This window comes from Nocardia sp. NPDC004278, assembly GCF_053602975.1.
In genome coordinates this window covers 1-24,197 of sequence record NZ_JBSGEQ010000067.1, presented here as the reverse complement: position 1 = coordinate 24,197, position 24,197 = coordinate 1, and the positions used below count along the sequence as shown (strand labels likewise).

The window sequence follows — 24,197 nt, the reverse complement described above, 5'->3', positions numbered from 1 at the left end:
GATCACATAGGCGACATCGTCGATCCGCAACGGACGAACCCGATCGCTGTCGGTGATCGGACTACTGTCGGTCTCGTCGTGGTTGTCCTCGGCTGCGTCGAGGTAATTCGAAATAAGCCAGTCGGTGCTGTCGGGTAGTTGCGTGCGGACGGATGTCACGGTCAGACCAGTCGTTGCATCCGCATCGGTCATCATGTGGATGATGCGTTCGGTGGGATGGGTCGGGTCGATCGGCAGGAACGCCGCCCCCGTTTTGGCAACCGCCCAAACCGCCAGAACAGAATCCGCCGAACGCGGAATACCAATCGCGACAACATCCTCCGGCCCGATACCACGCCGAATCAGCAACCGCGCCAACCGATTCGAGCGTTCGTCCAACTCCCGATAACTCAACCGCTGCCCATCGAACACGATCGCAGTGCCGTCGGGATCGAAGGCGACTGCTGCCGTCAGCAAATCGGGCAGCGTGGTGGGCGGTGCCGAGGGTGCGCCGGAGCGGGTCAGCAAATCGGCTCGTTCGGCAGGCTCGAGCACATCGATCGATCCGACCGCAACAGTCGGATCGGTGACGATCGACTCCAGAATCCGAATCCACCGATGCGCAAGCGAATCAACCGTCGCAGCGTCGAACAGATCCGCGGCATAGGTGACCGCGACAGTCATATGACCGCTGTCATGATCTTCCGACAGGATGAATTGCAGATCGAATCCAGGCGTTTGGTCGCTCGGGTCGACCGCCGGCGGCTCGAAATCGGACTGGGCCGACCCCGCCGTCCCCTGATTCCGCAACGCCAACAGCACCTGAAACAGCGGATGCCTGGACTGGGACCGCTGTGGCACCAGCTGGTCCACCACCTGCTCGAACGGAACGTCGGCGTGCTCAAAGGCGTCCGCATCGACTTGTTCGATCCGGCCGAGTAGTTCGGCGAACGATTCAGCGGGATCGATCTCGGTGCGCAACACCACGCGCGCCGCGGCACCGTCCCCGGCAATCGGTGTGCCGATCGGAATGTCGGTGGTGCCGCTCAACCGGGCGAGCAGTACCGCCAACGCGCCATGGATGGCGGTGAACAGCGACGAACTGTGCTGCTGGGCAAACCCTTCCACCGTCCGAACCAACTCGGCAGGCAGCGCGTAGTTCGCCGTGGCCGCTCGATTCGACGACACCACCGGCCGCGGCCGGTCGAACGGCAGCGGCAGGTTCTCGGGCAGATCCGCGAGTGTTTCCCGCCAGAACGCCAGATTCTCCCGGCGGCGGCGGATCCGAGCGCCCTCGCCAACGCTCTCGGGGTGAACCTGCTCCAGCGCAGTGTCCGGCGCGGCGGCGAACGCATCGAGAAATTCCTCGAACCTCGTGCAATGCGCCGAGAGTTCGGAGTCGGTATAGAGGTTGGGATTGGCCAGCAAGTGCAAGATCGTCCGCGGCGGCTCCCCGGTTTGATACAGGTCGACCAGCAGATCGTCGACCGGCCCCGAACTGAGGATATGGAATTCCCCGGTCACCGATCCGAACCGGATCTCCTGGTAGAAGAACATCACATTCACCACCGGACCCGCGAAACGCCGCAGTCCGCCCTGGTATCCGACGGCGGCACGAATATCGGTCAGGCCGCACCGCTGGTGCCGCAACGCCCCCACCAGATCGGACTGCACCCGCCGCGTCAGTGTCGTCACGGTGTCGCCCGAATCGAGGGTGAGCGGAAGCGGAGCGACATTGACGAACATCCCGCCGGACCGCCGCAGCACGGCGTTCGTGCGACCCGATACGGGAATATTGACCATGACGTCGTCTCGGCCGGTCATCCGCGCCAGATAGCAGCCGAACGCGGCGATCACCACCGCGGCCGGGCTCGCGTCCAACGCTTTCGCGGCATGCTCGATCCGCTCCACCGTCGTCGGCGACAGTTCGGCCTTCGCGACTGTACTGTTCGCGCAGGCGGGTGCCTGCCCGGCGACCAGACTGGACTCGTCCCCGACGTCGGCGAGTCTGTTCACCCAATATTCCTGATCGTCGGTGAACCGCTTCGACTCCCGGTAGCTGCGGTCGGCCTCGTAGAGGGCGCGCACATCCGCGGCCCGGTTCGGCTCCGCCGTCCGGCCCTCCAGCGCCGCCCCGTACAGTTCGGCGATCCGGTTGATGATCATCATTCCGGCGTAACCGTCCAGCGCGACGTGGTGGATTCTGCTGTACAGCAGGTAATGCTGCTCCCCGACCTGCACGATCGCCGTTCCCACCAAGCGGTCTCTGGTCATGTCGAGCGGAGTGGTGTACTCCCGATGCATCCACTCCCACCCCGCCGCGACGGGATCCGGTTCACCGCGCATATCGATCACCGGCGCCGGCGACTCGAGCGACGGGTCGAACACCTGGTACGGCTCGCCGTCGACCTCAACCAGCCGCAGATATCCCGACTGGAACTCGTGGCCTGCCCGCATCGCTGCTTCGCGCAGCAGATCGACGTCGAGATCGCCACGCAACTCGACGTACTGTGCCTCTGATATCGGCACATCCGGACTCAATTTCTGCGCCAGCCACAACGCCCGCTGCCCGGCAGACAGCGGCACTTGCTCTATTACCGACGCGTCCGGCTCGGTTTCTGCGCTCGATCCCCGCTCGGGATGAAACTGTGGTCGCAAAACGGTCATTTGGCCTCCTCCAGCGCCGACCACGGCCGGTCCAAGTCGAATGGGCGGCTTGCGTGTACCCGGCGTTCGGAATTCGACGGCGAAATAATCACCGAATTGATCAAGGCAGTTGGCGGCATACTTGACTATCGCGGGATCCCGCCGCGGCGTATCAGATGTCGAATGGAAACCGGCGTCACGCAGGGACCTTCGCACCTCGTTTGGTCGACTGAATACGCTCACTTTCAATGACTTTCGTCTTGTATATAGTCGACCGAATCGCGTTCGCGAATTTCACAAATCGACATAATTCGCCCAGGGCCGTTAACACATGATCTTCGCATCACGATTCTCGAATTCTCGCCGGAATCCGAGTGCTGTTCGGCCGCGGTCCGCCACCGCTCGATCCGCTGGTGCCCCATCGCCCAGAACGTCCGTTCGCGTCGGGGCTGCACCTGGGTGGCGGCGGTATCGTGCCAGCTCAGGCCGGATATCAACCGGTCACTCGGATAACCCGGCCGGTTGCTCGGTGCGGACGTGCACAGCAGTTGGCTTCATATTCGACCGGTGGTGTGCGACCGAGCGGGTGCATGAGCCGACTGGCATTGAACCAACGGACTCATTCCGCAGTAAGGGGTCTCGACGTCGGCGAGCCGGTTGAGCGGGCCGCGCTGGAACGGTGAATCGTCACGGACTGTCTCGGTCCGGTGGAGCGCAATTGTCGCCTCTGCCAACGCATTATCGAATGCGTCACCGACCGAGCCGATCGATGGAATCACCCCCGACAATACGAGTGATTCACCGATGAACCGTCAGATCACCGCTGATTCGGGTCGCACTCCCACCACTGCCCTCGGATTCCGAATACCGTTCCCTGAGTAAGAGATCTTGATTCTGGGTAGCATCGTTCTTCGTCATTGCGCTTACACCTGCCGCCGGCAACCTGTACTGGATTGTGTGACATACGGTTGGAAAGGCTTATCAGCCGGACGATGCGCACACGATGACAGCTCACCCGGTTTGCTGGCGCCTGCTGGCGAAGGGAGCTGACCGACCAGAATGACCGCGAAATCGACCGTCCACAGCGTGACATACGATTTGTTGAGGTCGTTGGGCCTGACGACCGTATTCGGTAATCCGGGATCCACCGAGGAGACCTTCCTCAGGAACTTCCCGGATGACTTCACCTACGTGCTGGGTCTTCAGGAAGCATCCGTCATCGCCATGGCCGATGCCTTCGCCCAGACCACCCGGCGTCCGGCGCTGGTGAACCTGCACTCTTCCGCGGGGCTCGGCAACAGCATCGGCAATCTGGTCGCCGCCTACCGCGGGCACACACCGCTCATCGTTACGGCCGGCCAGCAGCACCGCGAGCTGCTGATAGGCGATCCGTACCTGACCAACCTCGATGCGGCGAACCTGCCGAGGCCATGGGTGAAGTGGTCCTACGAGCCCGCACGCGGCGAGGCCGTACCCGAAGCGATCATGCGTGCCTATGCGATGGCCGTGCAGCCGCCAGCGGGACCGGTGTTCCTGTCCATCCCGCTCGATGACTGGAACCACCCCCTGGAAGGGCCGGCCGTACTGCGTGATGTCAGCAGGACCTACGCCCCCGACCCAGAGCGCCTGCGGCGCTTCGCCGAACGCATCACCGCTAGTCAGCGGCCGGCCCTGATCCTCGGGCCCGACGTGGACCGCGCGCGCGGATGGCAGGCCGGCATCGCACTGGCCGAGAAATTGAAGGCCGCGGTCTACAGCCCGCCGCTTCCGGACCGCGCCTCGTTCCCCGAGGACCATCCCCTGTACCAGGGTTCGGTCGGCATGTCGGTCAAGGCCGTCGGCGAGCGGCTCGCCGGACACGATCTCGTCGTGGTCATCGGGGCCGAGGTCTTCCGCTACTACCCCTACGTGCCCGGCGACATCCTCCCCGCGGGGACCGAACTGTTGCAGATCACGGACGACCCAGCGACGGCCGCAGCGGCCCGTATCGGTGACAGCCTCCTCGGCGATGCCCGGCTGTCGATCGAACTCCTCACCGAGCTGGTGGGTGACGGCAGCGGCCGCGCGCAGCCCAAGCCCATGCCGCGCCCCCGGAGCCTGCCGGAAAACCCGAGCAGCCCGCTGACACCGGCCGAGGTCTACGCGGCTCTCAGCGAGGTCCGTCCGGAGCACGCGGTCTTCGTCAACGAGTCCACTTCGACCATGGCCCAACATGCCGAATGGCTGCCCACCGTCGAGCCCGACTCGTTCTTCGCCACTGCCAGCGGTGGCATCGGCTGGGCTGCACCGGCTGCCGTCGGTGTCGCGCTCGGCGACCGGGACCGCGGTGTCACGCGTCCGGTGATCGGTCTGATCGGGGACGGATCGTTCCAATACTCGGTCCAGGGCCTGTGGACCGCGACACAACAGAACTTGCCGATCGTGTACGTCGTGATGCGCAATCACGAGTACTCGATCCTCAAATCCTTCGCCGAACTGGAGGAGACGCCGGGTGTGCCCGGGCTCGACCTACCGGGCCTGGACATCGCCTCCGTCGCACGGGGTTTGGGCTGCCACGCCGTCGATGTCACATCCACCGGAGACCTCGAAAAGGAGTTCAGGCTCGCGCTGGAATCCGGCACCACCACGGTCATCGTGGTGACCACCCAACCGGAGAAGGCCATGCTCTGAGGTTTGGGTGACCCAGGGGAATCTCACCCCTGGGGCACCCGACCTGAGGACGAGGGCCGCGCCGGCCGACTGCGGACTTGTAGTTGACTCGCCGCCGTTCCGGCTCGGCCGACAGCCGCCATCACTCCCGCGCCCGGCGCCGGTGCCGAGCGCCGATCGACTCCGTCGTTCCGAATTCGGTTCGCTTGCATACGCCTCCGTTCGCAATGCGGACAGGGTGAGCGCCCACGCCCAGCGCTCGACAGCATCTAACCCGCTACCGCGGTGCGACGTAGCGCCCGCCGGTTCGAGCGCGGCGGTCGTGCCGCAGCCGGATCGATGACTTGCCACCGCTGATGCATCCAACTGGAGATACGCGGCAACCGTGGTGGACGCCGACGTTCACTCACCGCCGCTGTGTAGCGGTGTGCTGACGGTATGCTGGAGGACAAATCAGCCCAGGGGCGTTGTAATGGGGTACGTGCAGTGGCCGCAGGGGAATTTCGGGGTCGAGGATGGCTGAATTCGGTCCACTGATGACGCAGCATGACAACCCGATGTCGACTCGGTTACGGGTGATTCTGGCCGAAGACGACGTGCTACTGCGCGAAGGTGTGGCGAGCCTGCTCATACGCTCCGGGTTCGACGTCGAAGGACAAGCCGGCGACGGGTCCCAACTCCTGGCACTGGTCCGGGACCGGGTACCGGATCTGGTGATAATCGATGTTCGGATGCCGCCCACGCACACCACCGAGGGCCTCGATGCGGCACGGGTGATCCGCGACGAACTCCCCGAAGTCGGCATCCTCATGCTATCGGCGCACGCCGACGTCGAGCATGCGATGGAGCTGTTGGCCAGTGGTCGTGGGATCGGCTACCTACTCAAGAGTCGGGTCACCGATGTGGAGGATTTCATCGACACCCTCCGACGGATCACCAAAGGGGCCTCGGTGGTCGACCCGGCCCTCGTTCAAGAGCTCGTGTCGGCTCGGCGACGCAACGATCCTCTTGCCGTGCTCAGCGCGCGGGAGCGCGAGGTGCTCGCTTTGATGGCGGAGGGGCGTTCGAACGCCGGCATCGCCCACCGGCTATGGGTCACCGAGGGGACCGTCGAAAAGCACGTGCGCAGCATTCTCACCAAGCTGAATCTGCCGGAGACCGCCGAGGACCATCGCCGAGTCCTCGCCGTCGTCAGATTCCTCGAGGCTCGCTGACCTCCGGGCATCGACCAGTGTGACCTTCGGCCGCCGCTGCTCCACCGGCACCGCGTCCCGCGATGCTCGTCGAACCGCACAACCGACGGCCGGGTCCGCTGCAACAGACTTTGCGTCAGCGATGCGCGCTGCCTTGCGAGCGTCCGAGTGGGCCCACGCCCGGCCGGAAGATACGCCCTACCGCTGCCCCGCATCCTGGGTTACCCGTTGACCGGAGGCGCGGAATTGATGGTAGCCATAGTGACGCAGCCGCAGATCCGGGCAAGTATCTGTATACAGCCGCAAATACCACAAGCAACCCAGGGGATTCCGCCGTGCGGATGGAGATAGCGCCCGTACGTGAATTACAACGCACGATCGAACCGGAAATCTCGGATTCCGCATTCTTCACCCGACGGCATCAATCACTCCAACGATCATAAATCTGGAAACGATCCAGTGAATTGGCGGTTGTTCCCGTGGAACGCACCTCAGAAAGGAGCGCAATTATGACTACAGCGCATCGAAACCATCAAAGCGTCAGCCGGCGTCTCGCCGAAGATATCCGTAATTTCACGGCCTCAGCTGAGCTGACGGCCAACCTTCAGCGCGTGCTGGTCGATCTCATCGAATTGCACCTGCAAGGCAAACAGGCCCATTGGAACGTGGTCGGAACCAATTTCCGCGACCTGCACCTGCAACTCGACGAACTCGTTGACGCCGCCCGCGAAGCCAGCGACACCATCGCGGAACGGATGCGGGCCCTCGACGCCGTACCGGACGGGCGATCCGACACCGTCGCGGTCACGACGAGCCTGCCGCCTTTTCCGGCCGATGAGCTGGATACCGGCCATGTCGTCGACTTGATCACGACACGCACCTATGCAGCGACCGACACCCTCCGCGACGTGCATGATGCGGTCGACGCCGAGGACCCCAGCACCAGCGACTTACTGCATGAGGTCATCGACTCGCTGGAGAAGCTCGCCTGGATGATCAAGTCGGAGAATCGCAAGATCTGATCGCCCGAACCTCGATCCGCCGCCGGCGCGCCCTTCGCCCGGTGGCGGATTCATGGATGTGAACCGATGCCGACGACTATGCCCCCTGCTGTTCGGGAGGTCGCGGGCCGCGGTAAGAAGGCCGGGTTGACGTCGACGATGAGACAGCGCAACGGCGTGACCGGCGACATCGTGAAGGTCATTCTGCTCGAGCATGGGGCGGCACGCATTCCGGCTACCGGCAATGCTGCTCGGCATTGTGATTGCCGTGACCAATACCTGCACAATTCTGGCTGGCGGGAACGACTTATTGACGCCAGCCGTGGCGACAAAGTTTGCCATTCGGGCGAAAGTAGCCGATATGAAGACCACAACATTGGAAAGAAGCGGACTGCGCGTCTCCGACATTGCGTCCGGTACATGGCAACTGGGCGGCGAATGGGGTTCGTTCGACGAAGACGGGCCGGTTGCCGGACCTTCCCCGGAGACGATGTGATGGCCGGTTCGGTGCGCACCGTGGCGGTACTGGGCACCGGCACGATGGGCGCACCGATCGCACGGAATCTGCTACGCGCCGGGTTCGACGTGCTGGTGTGGAATCGAACCTCGGTCGAGGCAGCATTGGTCGCCGCTGGAGCACACCGGGTCTCCGGCATCGCCGCCTCCCCCGCCGAGGTGTTGATCACCGTGTTCGACGACGGCGCCGCCGTCGAGCAGGTGATGACCCGGCCCGGCGGTGCGCTATCGGCTCTTGCTCCTGGAGCGATCTGGATCCAAATGAGCACTATCGAGCCCAAATACTGCGCTCTTCTCGCCGACCTCGCCATCCGGAACAACATCCTGTTCATCGACGCCCCGGTAGTCGGCGGTCCCGGACTAGCCGAGTCTGGAGACCTGCTAATCCCCGCCTCGGGCGTACGTCCGGTCCGGCCGCTGGTCGAACCGATCTTCCGTGCCCTCGGCCAGCGAACACTCTGGCTCGAACGTATCGGCGACGGGAGCAACCTCGGCATCGCGCTCAACAACTCGCTGAATCTCCTGGTCGAGGGAATGGCCGAAACCCTCACTCTCAGTGCAGCCTTCAACATCGCCCCACAGCAGTTGCTGAATGCGGTCGCCGGCGGGCCGTTGGCAACGGAGTAGGCGAGGAGCAAGGCAATGCGGACATCACCTCGCCGCTGATCCTCAGGTGGCTATTCCGGCCAGGGGCTGGCTCGGGATCGGGCTGCAGCCCGCGCCGCTGCCCTTGCAGCATCCCGAACAGATAGACGCGCCGGGAGTGGTGGAACAGCAATGGCGGAGCACTGCTGCGAACCAGTTCGGTGGCCTCCGTCACCAGCCGGCTGGCGGGGATCGCGACTCCTGCGATGTGCTCGGTCATGACGATGCTCCTCGCGCTGCGCCGATCTCACGATCCGGTAACCGGCGGGGTTGGTTTTTCACCTACTTTGTGTGGCCGACTTTCGGTCGCTCTGCGGCGGTCGGTTCGTGTAGCGCCTGCTTGGCCCGTACTCCTTGTTCGACTCGGTCACCGAGATCCTTATCAATGTTGTGCAGGTATGCGAACGTCCTGGTGAGCACGGGGGGGCTCACGCCGTCGAGCAGGTGTCCGATGATGTTGTTGACCAGTCGTGTCCTGGCGGCGTCGTCGAGAACCGTGCGGACCATGGTGCCAGCCTGTCCCCAGTCGTCATCGTCCGCGCGCAGCGTGTAGGCGGTTCGCACCATCTCGCCGTCGGCATACCAACTCGCGGGCGGTCCCGCCACCGCCGGATCGGCATGCGGTCCGCCCTTCGAGTTGGGCACATACACCGGATCGCCTGGGTTGTGGTGGCGCATGGCGCCGTCTTTCGCCCACGATCGGACCTCCGTGCCGTGTGGCGAATTGACCGGTAGTTCTTTGTAGTTGATCCCTATCCGATGTCGGTGCGCGTCGGCATAGGAGAACCAGCGCCCGAGCAGCATCTTGTCGGGGCTGGGGCCGGTGCCGGGTACTGCGTTATTGGGCTCGAACGCCGCTTCTTCGATGTCGGTGAAGTAGTTGGCCGGGTTACGGTTCAAGGTCATCTTGCCGACCTCGATCAGCGGATAATCGCCGTGCGGCCATACCTTGGTGAGATCGAAGGGGTTGTAGCGGTAGGTCTTCGCGTCGTCGAACGGCATGATCTGCATCTTCAGGGTCCAGCTCGGATACTCACCGCCTTCGATCGCTCTCCACAGATCACGCTGGTGGTAGTCCATGTCGATCGAGGTCATATGGGCGGCTTCGTCCTGGGTGAGGAACTTGATGCCCTGATCGGTCTCGAGGTGGTACTTGACCCAGAACCGTTCGCCGGCAGCGTTGATCCACATGTACGTGTGGCTGGAGTACCCGTTCATGTGCCGGAAGGTGGCCGGGATGCCGCGATCTCCCATCAGCCAGATCACCTGGTGCGCCGATTCCGGCGACAGGGTCCAGAAATCCCATTGCATGTCGTTGTCGCGCAGATTGTTGTCGGCGCGGCGCTTCTGTGACCGGATGAAATCCTGGAACTTCATCGGATCCCGCACGAAAAAGACGGGTGTGTTATTGCCGACCAGATCGAAATTGCCCTGCTCGGTGTAGAACCTCACGGCGAACCCACGCAGATCCCGCACGGTGTCGGGATATCCCTGTTCACCGGCGACCGCGGAAAACCGCACCAGCACTTCCGTCTGCTTGCCGGGCTGGAACACAGCGGCCTTGGTGTAGGCACTGACATCGTGGGTCACTTCGAACGTGCCGAACGCTCCGCCGCCTTTAGCATGCGGTTGCCGTTCCGGCAGGCGCTCACGATTGAACGCCGCCATCTTTTCGATCAGATAGGCGTCGTTCAGGAGGATCGGGCCATCCGGGCCAACTGTCAAGGAATGGTCATCGCTCGGTGCCGGAATTCCGGCGGCATCGGTTGTGTAGTTCGGCTCAGACATCTTTCTCCTCTTCCACAGACATAGAGCCGCAGCCCCCATCGGAGCGTTGTCCGTCGTCGGCGGGCGTGGCGGTCGCGGGCCGCGTAATCGGTGGCTGAACCTGGCTCCACCTCGCCGAAGGCAGTTGGTGAGCCAAGTCGTCGGTCGGTGTCATATACGGCACCGCGGACAACCCGGCCGCGTGCAGGCGGCGAGCACAAGTCCAGTGCTCGTGTCGAGACCGAAATACCTACAAACACAACGGGTGTTTCTCGAGAGTCGTGAGCACCGTCTACCCCGTGGCAGCCTGCGGATCGACACCGCGAAGCAGTCCAGCATCTGCCACGACCAACCATCCCGTCGTGCTCCAATTCGATCACGGCCGAGGGAACCTTTCAACCCACCGGGCGACGGTCGGCACCGACCCACCACCGGGCAGTCGCCGCTACGTCGCGTTGTCCTGGGGTGCGCCTGCGTGAGGACCGCCGCCATGTCGCCCACCGAGTCGATCAGCTTGTTGATCTGGGCGGCCGTCAGCCGAACGGTCTGCGGGACCTGCCCACGGCAACACGCTTGCTGGTGGCATGCAGGTAGGAATATCGGCTGGCGGGAAGCATGGATGGGTGTCAGCCGTGGCGACCTGGGCTCGCTGGAGCGCGATTCTAAATGTGTCCATACAGGCCATTGAAGGGAGCGCAACCATGCGAATCAGAAACTACATCACACCGGTGTTGGCGGTGGGAGCGGCAGCAATAGCTATCGCAGCCGCGCCGACGGCCCACGCCGATCCCATTTCGGCTCCGCCGGCAGCGATCGCCACCTCCGGAGTCGTGGCCGCCCATGGTGGGGCGGCCGGTCACGGCAGCGGCTTTCACGGTGGCTGGGGTCACGGCGGATGGGGTCACGGCGGCTACGGCAGCTGGGGTCACGGCTGGTATGGCGCCTGCGGCCACGCTTGGGCGGGGGCCGTTTGCGGTTCATCTCTCTACTGAGAGCCGTCCCGTGCGACCGCGCCTGGATCAGAGATGGGAGTTGCGTAGCGCCGCGAGGCAGACGCCGATTCCTGTTGCGGCACTTACGCGGTCTCGGGTCATAGCGGGCGAGTCGTCGCCGAGTACTTGCCGAGGATTTACTCGGACGCGCGCCGAACCTTGCGGACATGACGCTGGCCGATTGGTTCCGGGGCCATCCAGTTGGGTGGTACCGGCGTCTGCGCCAGCAGCGCTTGCCGCCGGGGCGAAACCAGACATTGCCAGGATCTACCGCGAGGTCGGCTGCGTCTGCACCGTTTGGTTACGGTCGCCCCAGGTTGCCCGGGCGCCGGAATCCCCGATCCGATACACCTGCACGGTGGCCGCGACACCGCTGGCGACGGCCAGGACCGCAACCGCGACCACCACCGCGCGAGCCACCGGCTTGCTGCGCCGCTCCCGAAGATGGACGGCCACCAGCAGCCCGGTGGCCACCAGCATGGGCAGCACGAAGTAGAGCAGAGTGTCGCCCAGGTGGGTATGGGTGTGCAGCGCCGGCGACCGCCCCACCCGCTTCTCCAGCCATTCACCCGCGTCGGTGGTCACCGGCGTCAGCACCAGGGTGACCACGGCGAGCACCACGACAAACCAGATCATCCGCCGGCGGATGATCGGCCACACGGCCGACAGCGCCAGCAGCAGCGCGGTCAGCGGCACGAACACGACGATGGCGTGCACCAGGAGTATGTGGGCGGGCAAACCATTGATCGTCGACATAGCCGTTCTCCTAGAATTCCGGCCACCGAGTGGCACCGGCCGTCAGTGTGGCCAACCGTCGCTGAAAGCCCGCTGAGAACGAGTCATGCGACGGTGTACGGGATCATGGCGTGCAGCGACGTCCCCGCTCCGGCATGACTGGCAATATCCATCCGGCCGCCGAGGGCTTCGATGCGGTCTCGCAAACCGATCAATCCGGATCCCTTGGCCGGGTCGGCGCCGCCGATTCCGTCGTCGCGGATCGAGAGTTGGAGCGTGTTGCCATCGGTGTTGGCGCGCACGGTCACCTCGGTGGCCCGCGCATGTTTGGCCGTGTTCGTCAGTGCCTCTGCCGCAATGTAATACGCGGCTATTTCGGTGGATTCGGGTAGACGCGGGTCGAGGTCGAGATCGAGATCGACCGGTACGGTGCAGCGGCGGGCGAGTGCCTTGAGCGCCGGGCCGAGTCCGCCTTTCGACAGGATCGCCGGATGGATCCCGCGTGAGATCTCGCGGAGTTCGTCCGAGACGCCGACCAGGCCCTGCACTATGTCGGAGAGTTGCGCTTCGAGCGTGGTCAGCTCGGGTGGTACCGACGCCTCTACCGTGCGGAGCGCGAGTCCCAGCGAAACGAGGCGCTGTTGTGCCCCATCGTGCAGATCGCGTTCGATGCGGCGCCGTGTCTCGTCGGCAGCCGTGACGATGCGGGCGCGCGATGCGGTGAGTTCGGCCCGGGCCTCGGCGTTCGCGATCGCAGTCGCGACCAGGTCCGCGAATTCGGCAAGGCGTTCCTCGGTGTCGGGCGGCAGCGGCTCGCGGCGTGACGATCCCGCGACGATCGCGCCCCACAGGTGACCGTCGACGACGATCGGCGCTCCGACCCCCGAGCGCAGACCCAGTGCACGGATGCGGGCGGCCGCCGAGCCGGTCGCATGGTCGTGACTGTCCATCCGTGCCGTGGCTCCGGTGTGCAGCACCATCGCCGCGATGTTCTCGCCCTCGAGCGTGAACCGTTCGCCGACCGGCATCTTGGGCAATCCAGGCTCGTCGCGTGCCGCGACGAACCTGCCCGAACCATCGGGTTCGTAGCGGAACAGGGCCGCGTTGACCACGCCCATACACCTAGCCGACTCCTCCGCCACCGCGGCGAACACCTCCGACGCTGCCGCACCGCGCGCGACCAGGGTGGCAACCCGCCGCAACGCGGCTTGTTGTTCGGAAACGAGGTCGGCGGCCCGACGGCGGCGATTTGCCTCGGCCGCATGCGATCGGGCCAGTGCCGCAAGGGTATTGGCCAGCAGCGCCACGCACAGGAAGACCGCGATGGCGACGCCGTTCTGGGCCGCGGTCGGGACGAAATCTGCGGGCCAGTTGCGGAAATAGTCGAAGGTGATGGCACTGGCGACCGATGTCGCCACCGCCAGCCCGAGTCCCCATACAGTCGAGACCACCAGCACGCCCAGCAGATAGACGACACCGAAAGCGTCGCCCGGGGCGACATGCTTCAGCCAGAGGACGAGACCCGACTCCGCCGCAATGCACAACGCAGCCACCGCGACCCCCAGCAGCAGCGGCGGGGCCGCGGGGCGCATCGACATCGCAACCAACCGTGCACGCAGGGAAACGAAGGCAGTATCGCTACGGCGGCATCCAGACATCGCACCTGGCGTGGATGCTGGCCATCCGCGCGCCCCAGACCGTTTCCACTTCATGACCCAGCGCTCACACCGATCGCCGATGAGTTCGGACGAGGTCCTCGAAATTCGATCTCAATCGTAGCCGCGCAGCACACACCATGCGGATGACCAGTCATCGGCGCCTATCCGGCTATGGCCGAGCCATACCTGACTTCGCCATTCGGCGTACGCGCTGTTGACCACCGAGGCGATGTCAACGCCATGCTCCCTGGCGACGGCCGCCAATCCGCGGACGCTCGGCGATCACACACTCTCCGGAGACGGCCCGGCGATCGGCCTGGCCCGTACCATGATCTTGTCGATCTCGTCCAAATCGGTATCGCCGAGCACGACATCCGCGGCGCCGAGGCTGTCCTGGATATGGTCGGCACGCCGGGCGCCGACGATCGCGACGTGCACGGCAGGGTTCGCCAAGGTCCAGGCGATCGCCAATTGGCCGACCGTGATATTGCGGTCGGCGGCAAACTTCTCCAGTCCCCGCAGGGCTGTCAGATTTTGCTGGTAGACCTCGCCGGTGAAGTCGGGGCTCGTGCTGCGCCAGTCGTCATCGGCGAACGTCGTATCCTCGCGCAGCGTTCCGGTCAGCAAGCCATGTGCCAACGGCCCGTAAATCAGCACGCCGATGTTCTGAACCCGGCAGTACGGCAGCAGGTCGTCCTCGACGTCACGCCGGAACAGGTGGTACGGCGGTTGCACCGTCTCCACCGGCAGTACGGCGGAGAATTCCGCAATCTGCGCCGGGCTGTAGTTCGAGACCCCGATGTGGCGGATCTTGCCCGCGGCGACGAGGTCGCCCAGTGCGCCCGCCGTCTCGGCGGCCGGTACGGTCGGATCCGGCCAATGCACCTGGTAGAGGTCGATGTGGTCGACGCCGAGCGCCGCCAGGCTGGCGTCCACTCCCTTGCGCAACCAGCCGGGGCTCGCGTCGCGGACCAGGCCGGTATCGGTTCGGCGCAGGCCGCCCTTCGTGGCGATCACGAGTTCGTCACGGGCGCTTGTGAGTTCGGGACCCAGCGCCCTGGCCAGGATCCGTTCGGACGCGCCGAAGCCGTACGCCTGCGCGGTATCGAAGAAGTCGACACCGAGATCGCGGGCGCGCCGGATGGCCGTGATCGCGGCGTCCTCGTCGAACCGGCCCCACTCGCCGCCGAGTTGCCAAGTGCCGAAGGCAATTCGGGAAACGTGCAGTCCGCTTCTTCCCAAAATGGTTGTCTTCATATCGCTCTCCGAATCTCTGTAGGGTTGTTGGTGCCCACTGTTGTGCTCCGGCGGACGCTTGTCGCCGTGGCCAGCGCCCATCGGCAATTCCCGCCAACAGGAATCCGGCCTTCCCGGTAGCTGCGTATGCCCTGCTCGGGCACGGCAAGACACCACTGTGGTGCGGGGATTTCCGGGTAGCGGTAATGCACAGCTGTCACGAACTCGGGCAGACTGCGGTCATGATGTCGCGCGTTGGGCTGTTGCGCTGCCTGATTGTCGACGACAGCCGACAGTTCCTCGAGGCCGCTCGCAACCTGCTGGAACAGCAGGGGATCTCGGTCGTCGGCGTGGCGTCCAGCGGCGCCGAGGCGCTGCGGCGCGTCGAGGAACTTGCGCCCGGTGTCGTGCTGGCCGACATCGATCTCGGTGCGGAGAGCGGCTTCGAACTCGCCAGGCGGCTCGGTCCGAGCGTGCCGGTGATTCTGATCTCCACCCACGCCCAGCAGGACTTCGCCGACATGATCGCGGAGAGCCCGGCCGTGGGATTCCTGCCCAAATCGGAACTGTCGTCCCACGCCATCCGTGATCTGCTCCGGGGCGGAGGTACGGATCGGATCAGCGCGACTCGAGGACGGTGATCACCGCACCGGGCGGTGACCGTCCTCGATCCCGACGACCGATGATCCGCCGTCGAGATCCAGAACGCCATCACTGCCCGATCGCGATTCGACCCGGTACCTGGAATTTTCCTGTGCACATCGACTGCGGCCCTGGTGTGGGTGACGATTGGACCGTATGGCGACAGCGTTCTGGACGAAAGCCGAAGCAACCACTGACCTGGTCCACACGGAAGGAGTTCACGATGTCCACTACCGCATACGGCGCCACGACCACAGCGGCCGAGATCGTCGCCGACGTCGATCTTCATGGCCGGCGTGCCATCGTCACCGGCGCGAGCTCGGGAATTGGCGCTGAAACGGCCCGTGCACTGGCCTCGGCCGGCGCCGAGGTCACCCTGGCCGTGCGAAGGCTCGACGCCGGTAGGAAAGTCGCAGACGAAATCGCCGAGAAGCTGCCGCCCGGAGCGGGTGCGGTGTACGCGGCCCGGCTGGATCTGTCCGACCCGGTGTCGGTAGCCGATTTCGGGCAGGCCTGGGCCGGGCCACTGCACATCCTGGTCAACAACGCAGGTGTCATGGCCCTGCCGCAGCTGACCCGCACCCCGGCCGGGTATGAAATGCAATTCGCTACCAACCATCTCGGTCACTTCGCATTGGGTAGCGGCCTGCACCGGTGGCTGGCCGACGCCGATGGTGCTCGAGTGGTCTCCGTCGCCTCGATCGGACACCTGTTCTCCCCAGTAGTCTTCGACGACCTGCATTACCGTTTCCGTCCCTACGACCGGTGGACGTCCTACGGTCAGTCCAAGTCAGCCAATATTTTGTTCGCCGTCGCCGCCGCACAGCGCTGGGCCGACGACGGCATCACTGTCAATGCGCTCATGCCGGGCAACATCACCAGCACCGCGCTCGCGCGACATATGAGCCCCGGCGATCTCGAGGCCTTCAGCGAACAGACCGAACTGGCGCTGCCACCGGTCAAGACCATCGAGCAGGGTGCCGCCACCTCGGTGTTGCTCGCCGCCAGCCCCCAGGTGGAGGGCGTTACGGGCCGCTACTACGAGGACTGCGCTCCAGCCCCCCAGATCAGTGAACGTGCCGGCCACACCGGTGGAGTCGCGCCCTACGCACTCGACCCGGACAACGCCGAGCGCCTCTGGCGGATCTCCGAGGAACTCACCCAATGGTTCTGAGGTTGCCATGATGATGGCGGTATCCCGACGTCGAAGATTGAGGTGCGAACTCTTCGGGTTTGCTCAGTCGGCGGATATTCGGGAAGGAGGCAAAGCGTTCAGGAACCGATGGGCGACGCACCCGGGCCTACCGCCCTGCGAACCGAAGTAGATGACAGTAGCCCTCGCCCTGGTAGCCGACCGGCTACCAGGGCGATGTTCGCGGCTACACCGCCCGAGCACACAAAGTGTTTGCCGTGACCGGCGAACTCGCGCGCGGCCGGGAGCGTAATACCTGATCAATGCGGCCTTGGTCGCGGCGTAGCCGAGCATCAGGTAGTGCCGTTCTTGCCTCGGAACGGAGTCGGGCTTCCGGACCGAAACATAGCTGTTCCGTGCGCCATTGCTACCGAACCCCGACTTCACCGGCCGAATCTCCCGCCGTCACTGGCAGTCTTGTGTCTTCACTATTCAGTGTTACTATCTACTAGTAGTCAGCGACACTGAGTACTACAAGGAGGTGGTCCATGGGCAAGCAGATAACGGAAATGCTCAAGGGCACGCTCGAGGGCATCGTCCTCGCGATCCTGGCTGTGCGGTCCGCGTACGGCTACGAGATCACGGCATGGCTGCGCGAGCAGGGTTTCTCCGATATCGCCGAGGGCACCGTCTACGCCCTGCTGGTCAGGATCGAGAAAAGGGGCCTGGTCGACGTGGAGAAGATCCCGTCGGAGAAGGGTCCGCCGCGCAAGGTGTATTCCCTCAACGCGCAGGGACAGGAATATCTCGACGAGTTCTGGAGGACCTGGAGCTTCCTCTCCGAACGGCTCGAACAGCTCCAAGAAGGAGGCAAATAACCATGTTCATCGAAAAGGTAATCGGCGACCTCGGCGAGAAGCGGCGGTGGCGGCAGTACAAGGCAGGCGCGAAACAGCTTCCCGAGTCCTATCGCACGGCCGTCGATGCTTTCGAGCGGTACCTGCTGGTCTTGGGTCCGGGGGGCGGCGTGAAGATATTCGAGGACCTCCTCGACCTGTTCGAGCAGAGCGCGGCGGACCGAACCCCGATCCAGGAGGTCGTCGGGGAGGACCCCGTCGAGTTCATCGATGCGTTCGCGCAGAACTATCAAGAGGATTCGTGGAAGAACCGCGAACGGGAACGGCTGCTCCGCGCCATAGCGCGCGCCGCCGGAGAAGACACCGGAACCGGAAGGTAGGCCGTTCGATGACGACACAGCTGGCTTCGGCGATCCATGTGCAGGGTCTGGAGAAGTCGTACAAGGATCTCCATGTGCTGCGCGGCGTGGACTTCGAGGTGGCGCGGGGAAGCATTTTCGCATTGCTCGGCTCGAACGGGGCGGGCAAGACCACGGTCGTGAAAATCCTGTCCACGCTGCTGAAGGCGGATGCGGGGACGGCCGGCGTCAACGGCTTCGACGTCGCCACTGAGCCGACACAGGTGCGGGAGTCCATCAGCCTCACCGGGCAGTTTGCAGCTGTCGACGAGATCCTCAGCGGGCGTGAGAATCTCGTGCTGATCGCGCACTTGCGGCGCGTCGCGAACCCGGGCGCGATCGCGGACGGCCTGCTCGAGCGATTCTCGCTGACCGACGCGGCCACACGGAAGGTGTCGACGTATTCGGGTGGCATGCGCCGTCGCCTCGATATCGCGATGAGCCTGATCGGGAATCCGCCGGTCATCTTCCTCGACGAGCCGACGACCGGGCTCGACCCCCAGGCGCGCGTCGAGGTGTGGCAGGCCGTCAAGGAACTCGCAGAGCACGGCAGCACGGTGTTGCTCACGACGCAGTATCTGGACGAGGCCGAACAGCTCGCCGACCGGATCGCGATCCTGCACGAGGGTCGGATCATCGTCAACGGCACCCTCGCCGAACTCAAGCAACTCCTCCCGCCCGCCAAGGTCGAATACGTCGAGAAGCAGCCGACCCTCGAGGACGTCTTCTTCGCCATCGTCGGTGACAACGGCAAGGGCGATTCCGCCGTATCGGCTCCAACGAGTAAGGAACACCGATGACCACGCATTTCCTCGGAGACACCGGATACCTGCTGGGACGATCCCTGCGCCACATCACACGCAGCGTGGACACGATCATCACGACCGCGATCACGCCGATCGCCATGATGCTGCTGTTCGTCTACGTGTTCGGCGGCGCGATCGACACCGGGTCGGACTCGTATGTGACCTACCTGCTGCCCGGCATTCTGCTCATCACGATTGCCTCGGGCATCTCCTACACCGCATACCGGCTCTTCATGGATATGAAGAACGGCATCGTCGAGCGATTCCAATCCATGCCGATCGCACGGTCGTCCATCCTGTGGGCGCACGTGCTGACCTCGCTGGTCGCCAACGTGATTTCACTCGTGGTCGTCGTGCTGGTCGCCCTGCTCATGGGCTTCCGCTCCGATGCGGGACTGGCGGCGTGGCTCGCGGTCGTCGGCATCCTGCTCCTGTTCACCATGGCGCTGACGTGGCTGGCCGTCATCCCCGGTCTCACCGCGAAGACCCCGGACGGTGCGGGCGCATTCTCCTACCCGCTCATATTCCTGCCGTTCATCAGCTCGGCATTCGTGCCAACCGATTCCATGCCCGGCCCGGTGCGCGCCTTCGCCGAACACCAGCCGGTGACCTCGATCGTCAACACCATCCGCGACCTGTTCGCACAGCAGCCGGTCGGTTCCGGCATCTGGACCGCCCTGGCCTGGTGTGTCGGCATCCTCATCGTCGCGTACTTCTTCGCCATCAGGACTTACCGCCGCAAGATTTCCTAACGCGCCCACGGCAATTCGGGGGTATTCAGGTCGGATCCGACGCTGACACGGTGATGTCTTTTCTCTCGGCGGGCGTCCGCTCGGCCAAGTGAACAAAGCGTCAACACTGCGAGCAACCTGCTCATGCCGCGTATTCTGCTGCCCGTCCTCGGCAGCAGGTTCGCCTCACCGACTCCATGCCGAACGGTTTGTGTTGGTTCGCCGGTGATCAGCCCTTCACGCCGATCATCGAAAACCGGTGCCAGCCCGGCGATTCCCTGAAGGCCAGCTCCCGACAGCAACAATTCTCGAAAGGACCCTATCATGTTCGCACGACTGGGCTCGCTGGTCGTCCGCCGTCCATGGTGGACGATCGGCACCTGGGTGCTGATCATCATCGCGGTGGTCGCGACCGCTCCGAAACTGACCGCGACCACCGACCAATCCTCCTTCCTGCCTTCGCATTACGAATCGATCCAGGCAGCAGAGCTGCAGGAGAAGGCATTTCCCGACTCCGCCGCGCCCGCCGCGATCCTGGTGTTCGAACGAACCGATGACGGGCCGCTCAGCACGGCCGACGAGGCAGCCGTCGAATCCATCGCCGAACAGCTCAACCAGGCACAGCTGAGCGATGTCACCGGAATTCAGGCGGTCCCGCCGTCGGACAACCGGCTCATCCAGATCGCCGCGGTGCAGATGACCAAGGTCACCAACCCCAGCGATACCCGGCAGAGCGACGCGGTCAAGGCACTGCGTAAAGCATTGCAGGACAAGGTGCACGACACCGGCCTGAAGGTCGGCGTCACCGGCTCGGCCGCGCAGAACCTCGACGCACAGGAGTCCTCGACCAAGGGCCTGGCCATCATCGGATTCGCAACCGTCGGTCTGATTCTGGTGCTGCTGCTGTTGATCTTCCGCAGCCCGGTGATCGCGCTGCTGCCGATCGTTGTCATCGGGGCGATCTCCCTGGCCGTCAACGGTCTGATCGCCATGGTGAGCGAGGCATTCGACCTGAAGACCGACAGTTCGGTCAGTTCCATCCTGGTGGTCGTGCTGTACGGGGTCGGCACCGACTACATCCTGTTCCTGATGTTCCGCTACCGAGAGCGGCTGCGGGCCGGAGAGGATCCCAAGACCGCGATGGTCAGCGCCGTCACTCGGGTCGGTGAGGCGATCACCTCCGCAGCCGGCGCGGTGATCATCGCATTCATGGCGCTGACGCTGTCGACCCTGGGCCTGTTCCGCTCGCTCGGACCGGCGCTGGCGATCGCGGTGGCGGTGGCGCTGCTGGCCGGGCTCACCCTGGTCCCGGCGATCGTTTCACTGTTCGGCACCAAGGTGTTCTGGCCATCGAAGGCATGGCGCACCGCACCGAAGGGGGCCGTGTTCGCCGGATTGGGCCGCGGACTCGGCCGACGGCCGGCGGTGTTCGCGGTGGCGGCCGGCGGCCTGCTGACCGTGCTCGGCGTGTTCGCCGTCGGATTCAACCCGACCTTCGACCTCACCTCGGGCTCGACCTCCAATGCGTCCGAATCGGTGGTCTACAGCAAGGAATTGCTCAAGGGCATGCCCGCCGGTGTCACCCAGCCTTCGGATGTGCTGCTGCGGTCGCCGAATTCGCTGAGCCAGGACCAGTTGGAGTCCTACCGCACGGCGCTGACTCGAGTTGACGGTGTCGGCCAGGTCTCGGAACCGACACTGTCGCAGGACAATTCGGTCGCCGATTTCAAAGTCACACTGACGTCAGCACCCGAATCGGACCAGGCGATCGATACGGTGCGGGGTCCACTGCGGACCGCGGCCCACGCGGCGGCACCGCCCGGAACTACAGCGGTGGTCGGCGGCATTACCTCGGTATTCGTCGACTTCCAAGACGCGATGAACCACGACTACCGAATCGTGTTCCCGGTGGCGGCGATCCTGATCATGATCGTGCTTGCGCTGCTGCTGCGCAGTCTGGTGGCGCCGTGGTACCTGCTGGCGTCGGTATTCCTGGGCTTCGCGGCCACCCTAGGTGCGTCGGTGCTGGTTTTCCAGCATCTGCAGCACGAATCCGGGCTCGTCTTCACCCTGCCGGTGATCATGTACCTGTTCGTGGTCGCGCTCGGCACCGACTACAACATCCTGATGGTCGCCCGGTTGCGGGAGGAGGCACGTGAAGGCCACGAGCCGAGGCGGGCCGCCGCCCTGGCCCTGCACCACACCGGGCCGACCATCGCCGCGGCGGGCCTCATCCTGGCAGGCACCTTTGCCTCGATGATGTTGGCGGGCAACACCACACTGTCGCAGATGGGCTTCGCCATCTCGGTCGGCATCGCGATCGCGGCCTTCGTCATGGCGATGTTCTTCACCCCGGCGCTCACCGCGCTGATCGGCCACCGCGCCTGGTGGCCGGGCCACGCCGATACCAGGCCGAAGTCGCAGCCGAGTCACTACCGAGAGCCGGTGCGAATGAACTGATCTCGATACCGAAGCCGGGCCATCCTTGCGGACGGCCCGGCTTCGCTTCGCCCAGCCATACCGTCGCCCGGCCCCGACCTTGTATTCACCACCGGAGACAGGCTGTTGATCGTCGGCACCGCCGACAGCCGCACCGCGGCTACGCGCATCCTCGACCACAGATCGCAGCGCCGATGGCGTTCACGCTCGGTTGCGCCGACGACGGGGCCGAATACCGCACAACACCTCATAAGGTTTCGCGGCGTATTCGGTTGCGGCAATGGCATTTCCACTGCGCTTTCGTTCACCCGCGGAGTACGGTGAGGTGCTGTGTGGAGAAGGCGGATGGCATGGTGGCTGCTCACCGCAGCTACGGCGGCGACCGTCACGGGTTGTGGCACCGAACAGCCGGCCCCGCCGGGGATGACCAGCAGTAGCGCGGGCTCGGCGCTGCAACTGGTTCCGCAGCCGCCGACCGCGCGCGCATCGGATGCCGTTACACCGCAATGTCCGACGTCCGATCTTGCGGCCGGTCTCGGACCGGAAACGGCAGCCGCTGGAACTGTCGCCTTCCCGATCGTGTTCACCAACAACGGGTCCGGTCCGTGCGTTCTCGAAGGATTCCCGGGCGTCTCCTACGCTACCGGCCCGGACAGCGCACCCGTCGGCGCGCCCGCCGTGCGGGACGGTGCCTCATCCGGCTCGGTCCAGTTGGCGCCCGGTGGGCAGGCATCGGCGCTGGTGTACGCGATCAACGTACACAATATTCCGCCCGAGCAATGTCAACCGGTGCCGGTGCCCGGGCTGCGAATCTACCCGCCCGACAACACCATATCGTTCTACCTCGAACGCGCCGGGACAGCATGCGGTCTCGCACAGGCGACCACGACCCAACTGAGGATCCACGCCGTCGTGGCGGGCGGCAGCGGCCGTTAGCCCGAGGCGGCGAGCGGGCTTCGTTGTGGCATCGCCGATTACGACGCGGTCACAGTAGTGCACTACTGCTGACGTCGCGGCCGGGGCCCCGGAAAATCGGTAGCTACCACGTCAATTCCGGTCCTCCCCAAGGGGCCGGTCGACCTTCTCGGAGGGTAGTCATGGTTGATTCCCTTTTCGCCGATGTGTCCGAGTTCCAAGTACCGGTCGACGACTCCTACCCGTATCAGATCTTTTCGTTCAGATCCAACGACGGCACGTACCGGGACCACAACTTCTTCACGAACTATGCGTGGGCCGCCGACTCCGCCGACTCCGGACGAATCTCCTGCTTCATCGTCTACTTCTACTGGCGACCGAACTGGCTCGACACCGCTGACAACCACAAGAGCATGATCGGCGAGGCGGGCGGCCCGCACCGGAAGATGATCTCCATGATCGACGTGGAATCGGGCGGCAATCCCGGCGGAGACCAGTCCGACGGCATCAACCGCGCCTACTGGCGGCTGGCCGACTGGCTGGGCTCGACCCGCAGGGTCATCGGCTACGCCAACCGGCCCGACTTCAACAGCATGTGGCCGGTGCGCCCGGACGGGCTCAACATGATCGGCGCCGGCTACGGCAGCAACCCCAACCTGCCCGGCCAGATCGCCCACCAGTACACCGACGGCCAGGGCTACGGCGGCGGTCTCCCCGAGGGCGCCCCGCCCTTCGGCAACTGCGATATGAACTCCGCCGACGGATTCTCGCCGGAGGACTTCGCCAACCAATGCGGGGTCGGGGAGGTCGCGCCGGATCCGGTGACCGACATGTGGATTCAATTCATGGGCATCGGCGGCAACGGCTGGCCGCAACTGGCCGGCCACACCCTCGTCGACGGCGTTGCCACCGTCGGCCAAACCCTCGGCCTCGCCGGATTCGCGCCACCGTCGGGACCAACCCAGGTGCCATTGCCCCGCGATACCGACGGCCGCATCCGCGACGAGTGGATCCAGATGCTCGGTGTCCAAGGCCAGGGCTGGCCGCAACTCGGCGGCCACACCCTCGTCGACGCCGTCGCAGCTATTGGGCAGGAACTCAACATCCCCGGCTTCCAGCCGCCCGTCCACTAGCCACTGATCGGAGTACTCGGATGACGACAATCCCTAGCTTGAGTTTTAAGCTCTTCGGCGTGGTCGCGGCCCGGCTGGTTTGGGTGCTCGTGTATTGCTGGCTGTCTTGATGTACACGTCGTAGCGG

The 24,197-nt window shown here is 64.6% G+C and carries 18 protein-coding genes and 3 pseudogenes; 14 read left to right on the top strand and 7 right to left on the bottom strand.

All coding sequences use genetic code 11. The features are described 5' to 3' along the window. The coding region (locus tag ACWEO2_RS42935; protein ID WP_452410634.1) for a condensation domain-containing protein at positions 1-2,646 on the bottom strand (2,646 nt) is incomplete at its 3' end. 472 nt (positions 2,647-3,118) lie between these two features. Then, positions 3,119-3,428 (bottom strand): annotated as a pseudogene (locus tag ACWEO2_RS42930) (hypothetical protein); the annotation flags it as partial. Between the two features lie 256 nt (positions 3,429-3,684). Between ACWEO2_RS42930 and mdlC the strand changes: the two are divergent. The 5 genes from mdlC to ACWEO2_RS42905 all read left to right on the top strand — a co-directional run bounded on the left by mdlC (position 3,685) and on the right by ACWEO2_RS42905 (position 8,611). After that, positions 3,685-5,295, top strand: a complete 1,611-nt coding sequence (gene mdlC, locus ACWEO2_RS42925; RefSeq protein WP_452410633.1) for a benzoylformate decarboxylase — start codon at positions 3,685-3,687, stop codon at positions 5,293-5,295. Between the two features lie 536 nt (positions 5,296-5,831). After that, a complete protein-coding gene (locus tag ACWEO2_RS42920; RefSeq protein ID WP_452410637.1) occupies positions 5,832-6,488 on the top strand; it encodes a response regulator in 657 nt (218 codons plus the stop codon). A 488-nt stretch (positions 6,489-6,976) separates the two neighbouring features. Beyond that, positions 6,977-7,489, top strand: a complete 513-nt coding sequence (locus ACWEO2_RS42915) for a Dps family protein (protein ID WP_452410636.1) — start codon at positions 6,977-6,979, stop codon at positions 7,487-7,489. Positions 7,490-7,712: 223 nt separating this feature from the next. After that, positions 7,713-7,964 (top strand): hypothetical protein, encoded by a 252-nt coding sequence (locus ACWEO2_RS42910; protein ID WP_452410632.1) that lies wholly within the window; start codon positions 7,713-7,715, stop codon positions 7,962-7,964. Continuing rightward, positions 7,964-8,611, top strand: coding sequence for an NAD(P)-dependent oxidoreductase (locus tag ACWEO2_RS42905; RefSeq protein WP_452410635.1), 648 nt, complete (start codon positions 7,964-7,966; stop codon positions 8,609-8,611). Before ACWEO2_RS42910 ends, ACWEO2_RS42905 begins: the two co-directional genes overlap by 1 nt. Before the next feature lie 70 nt (positions 8,612-8,681). Here ACWEO2_RS42905 and ACWEO2_RS42900 read toward each other — a convergent pair. From ACWEO2_RS42900 to ACWEO2_RS42880, 5 genes and pseudogenes are all read right to left on the bottom strand, one after another. Beyond that, positions 8,682-8,849 (bottom strand): annotated as a pseudogene (locus ACWEO2_RS42900) (diguanylate cyclase); the annotation flags it as partial. A gap of 62 nt (positions 8,850-8,911) precedes the next feature. Next, entirely contained in the window at positions 8,912-10,417 is a 1,506-nt protein-coding gene (locus tag ACWEO2_RS42895; protein WP_452410631.1) for a catalase, read from the bottom strand. A 1,238-nt stretch (positions 10,418-11,655) separates the two neighbouring features. Further along, positions 11,656-12,144, bottom strand: a complete 489-nt coding sequence (locus ACWEO2_RS42890; RefSeq protein WP_452410630.1) for a DUF2231 domain-containing protein — start codon at positions 12,142-12,144, stop codon at positions 11,656-11,658. A gap of 83 nt (positions 12,145-12,227) precedes the next feature. Next, complete coding sequence (locus ACWEO2_RS42885) at positions 12,228-13,721, bottom strand: GAF domain-containing sensor histidine kinase (RefSeq protein ID WP_452410629.1); 1,494 nt, start codon at positions 13,719-13,721, stop codon at positions 12,228-12,230. 342 nt (positions 13,722-14,063) lie between these two features. Further along, entirely contained in the window at positions 14,064-15,038 is a 975-nt protein-coding gene (locus tag ACWEO2_RS42880; protein WP_452410628.1) for an aldo/keto reductase, read from the bottom strand. A 221-nt stretch (positions 15,039-15,259) separates the two neighbouring features. On the opposite strand from ACWEO2_RS42880, the gene ACWEO2_RS42875 reads away from it, so the two are divergent. The 9 genes and pseudogenes from ACWEO2_RS42875 to ACWEO2_RS42835 form a co-directional block, all read left to right on the top strand. After that, on the top strand, positions 15,260-15,658 hold the full coding sequence (locus tag ACWEO2_RS42875; RefSeq protein ID WP_452410627.1) for a response regulator transcription factor: 399 nt from the start codon (positions 15,260-15,262) through the stop codon (positions 15,656-15,658). A 224-nt stretch (positions 15,659-15,882) separates the two neighbouring features. Next, on the top strand, positions 15,883-16,833 hold the full coding sequence (locus ACWEO2_RS42870) for an SDR family NAD(P)-dependent oxidoreductase (RefSeq protein ID WP_452410626.1): 951 nt from the start codon (positions 15,883-15,885) through the stop codon (positions 16,831-16,833). Between the two features lie 506 nt (positions 16,834-17,339). Then, entirely contained in the window at positions 17,340-17,669 is a 330-nt protein-coding gene (locus ACWEO2_RS42865) for a PadR family transcriptional regulator (RefSeq protein WP_354958261.1), read from the top strand. Positions 17,670-17,671: 2 nt separating this feature from the next. Beyond that, positions 17,672-18,028, top strand: a complete 357-nt coding sequence (locus ACWEO2_RS42860) for a DUF1048 domain-containing protein (protein WP_452410625.1) — start codon at positions 17,672-17,674, stop codon at positions 18,026-18,028. A gap of 8 nt (positions 18,029-18,036) precedes the next feature. After that, the gene (locus ACWEO2_RS42855) at positions 18,037-18,846 is read left to right on the top strand and encodes an ABC transporter ATP-binding protein (RefSeq protein ID WP_452410624.1); all 810 of its coding nucleotides are present in this window, start codon (positions 18,037-18,039) and stop codon (positions 18,844-18,846) included. Further along, positions 18,843-19,604, top strand: coding sequence for an ABC transporter permease (locus tag ACWEO2_RS42850; protein ID WP_452410623.1), 762 nt, complete (start codon positions 18,843-18,845; stop codon positions 19,602-19,604). The genes ACWEO2_RS42855 and ACWEO2_RS42850 overlap by 4 nt, the downstream gene beginning before the upstream one ends. Before the next feature lie 303 nt (positions 19,605-19,907). Beyond that, entirely contained in the window at positions 19,908-22,043 is a 2,136-nt protein-coding gene (locus tag ACWEO2_RS42845; RefSeq protein WP_452410622.1) for an MMPL family transporter, read from the top strand. 324 nt (positions 22,044-22,367) lie between these two features. Beyond that, complete coding sequence (locus ACWEO2_RS42840) at positions 22,368-22,958, top strand: DUF4232 domain-containing protein (protein ID WP_452410621.1); 591 nt, start codon at positions 22,368-22,370, stop codon at positions 22,956-22,958. A 161-nt stretch (positions 22,959-23,119) separates the two neighbouring features. Beyond that, a pseudogene (locus ACWEO2_RS42835) lies at positions 23,120-23,851 on the top strand (hypothetical protein); the annotation flags it as partial. Positions 23,852-24,197 lie beyond the last annotated feature (346 nt).

Coding starts and splice junctions, on each gene's coding strand:
- ACWEO2_RS42915 (WP_452410636.1), top strand. CDS start 6,977: ATGACTACAGCGCATCGAAACCATCAAAGCGTCAGCCGGCGTCTCGCC.
- ACWEO2_RS42865 (WP_354958261.1), top strand. CDS start 17,340: ATGGGCAAGCAGATAACGGAAATGCTCAAGGGCACGCTCGAGGGCATC.
- ACWEO2_RS42895 (WP_452410631.1), bottom strand. CDS start 10,417: ATGTCTGAGCCGAACTACACAACCGATGCCGCCGGAATTCCGGCACCG.
- ACWEO2_RS42890 (WP_452410630.1), bottom strand. CDS start 12,144: ATGTCGACGATCAATGGTTTGCCCGCCCACATACTCCTGGTGCACGCC.
- ACWEO2_RS42905 (WP_452410635.1), top strand. CDS start 7,964: ATGGCCGGTTCGGTGCGCACCGTGGCGGTACTGGGCACCGGCACGATG.
- ACWEO2_RS42910 (WP_452410632.1), top strand. CDS start 7,713: ATGCTGCTCGGCATTGTGATTGCCGTGACCAATACCTGCACAATTCTG.
- ACWEO2_RS42855 (WP_452410624.1), top strand. CDS start 18,037: ATGACGACACAGCTGGCTTCGGCGATCCATGTGCAGGGTCTGGAGAAG.
- ACWEO2_RS42875 (WP_452410627.1), top strand. CDS start 15,260: ATGATGTCGCGCGTTGGGCTGTTGCGCTGCCTGATTGTCGACGACAGC.
- mdlC (WP_452410633.1), top strand. CDS start 3,685: ATGACCGCGAAATCGACCGTCCACAGCGTGACATACGATTTGTTGAGG.
- ACWEO2_RS42840 (WP_452410621.1), top strand. CDS start 22,368: ATGGCATGGTGGCTGCTCACCGCAGCTACGGCGGCGACCGTCACGGGT.
- ACWEO2_RS42860 (WP_452410625.1), top strand. CDS start 17,672: ATGTTCATCGAAAAGGTAATCGGCGACCTCGGCGAGAAGCGGCGGTGG.
- ACWEO2_RS42845 (WP_452410622.1), top strand. CDS start 19,908: ATGTTCGCACGACTGGGCTCGCTGGTCGTCCGCCGTCCATGGTGGACG.
- ACWEO2_RS42880 (WP_452410628.1), bottom strand. CDS start 15,038: ATGAAGACAACCATTTTGGGAAGAAGCGGACTGCACGTTTCCCGAATT.
- ACWEO2_RS42885 (WP_452410629.1), bottom strand. CDS start 13,721: ATGTCGATGCGCCCCGCGGCCCCGCCGCTGCTGCTGGGGGTCGCGGTG.
- ACWEO2_RS42850 (WP_452410623.1), top strand. CDS start 18,843: ATGACCACGCATTTCCTCGGAGACACCGGATACCTGCTGGGACGATCC.
- ACWEO2_RS42920 (WP_452410637.1), top strand. CDS start 5,832: ATGTCGACTCGGTTACGGGTGATTCTGGCCGAAGACGACGTGCTACTG.
- ACWEO2_RS42870 (WP_452410626.1), top strand. CDS start 15,883: ATGTCCACTACCGCATACGGCGCCACGACCACAGCGGCCGAGATCGTC.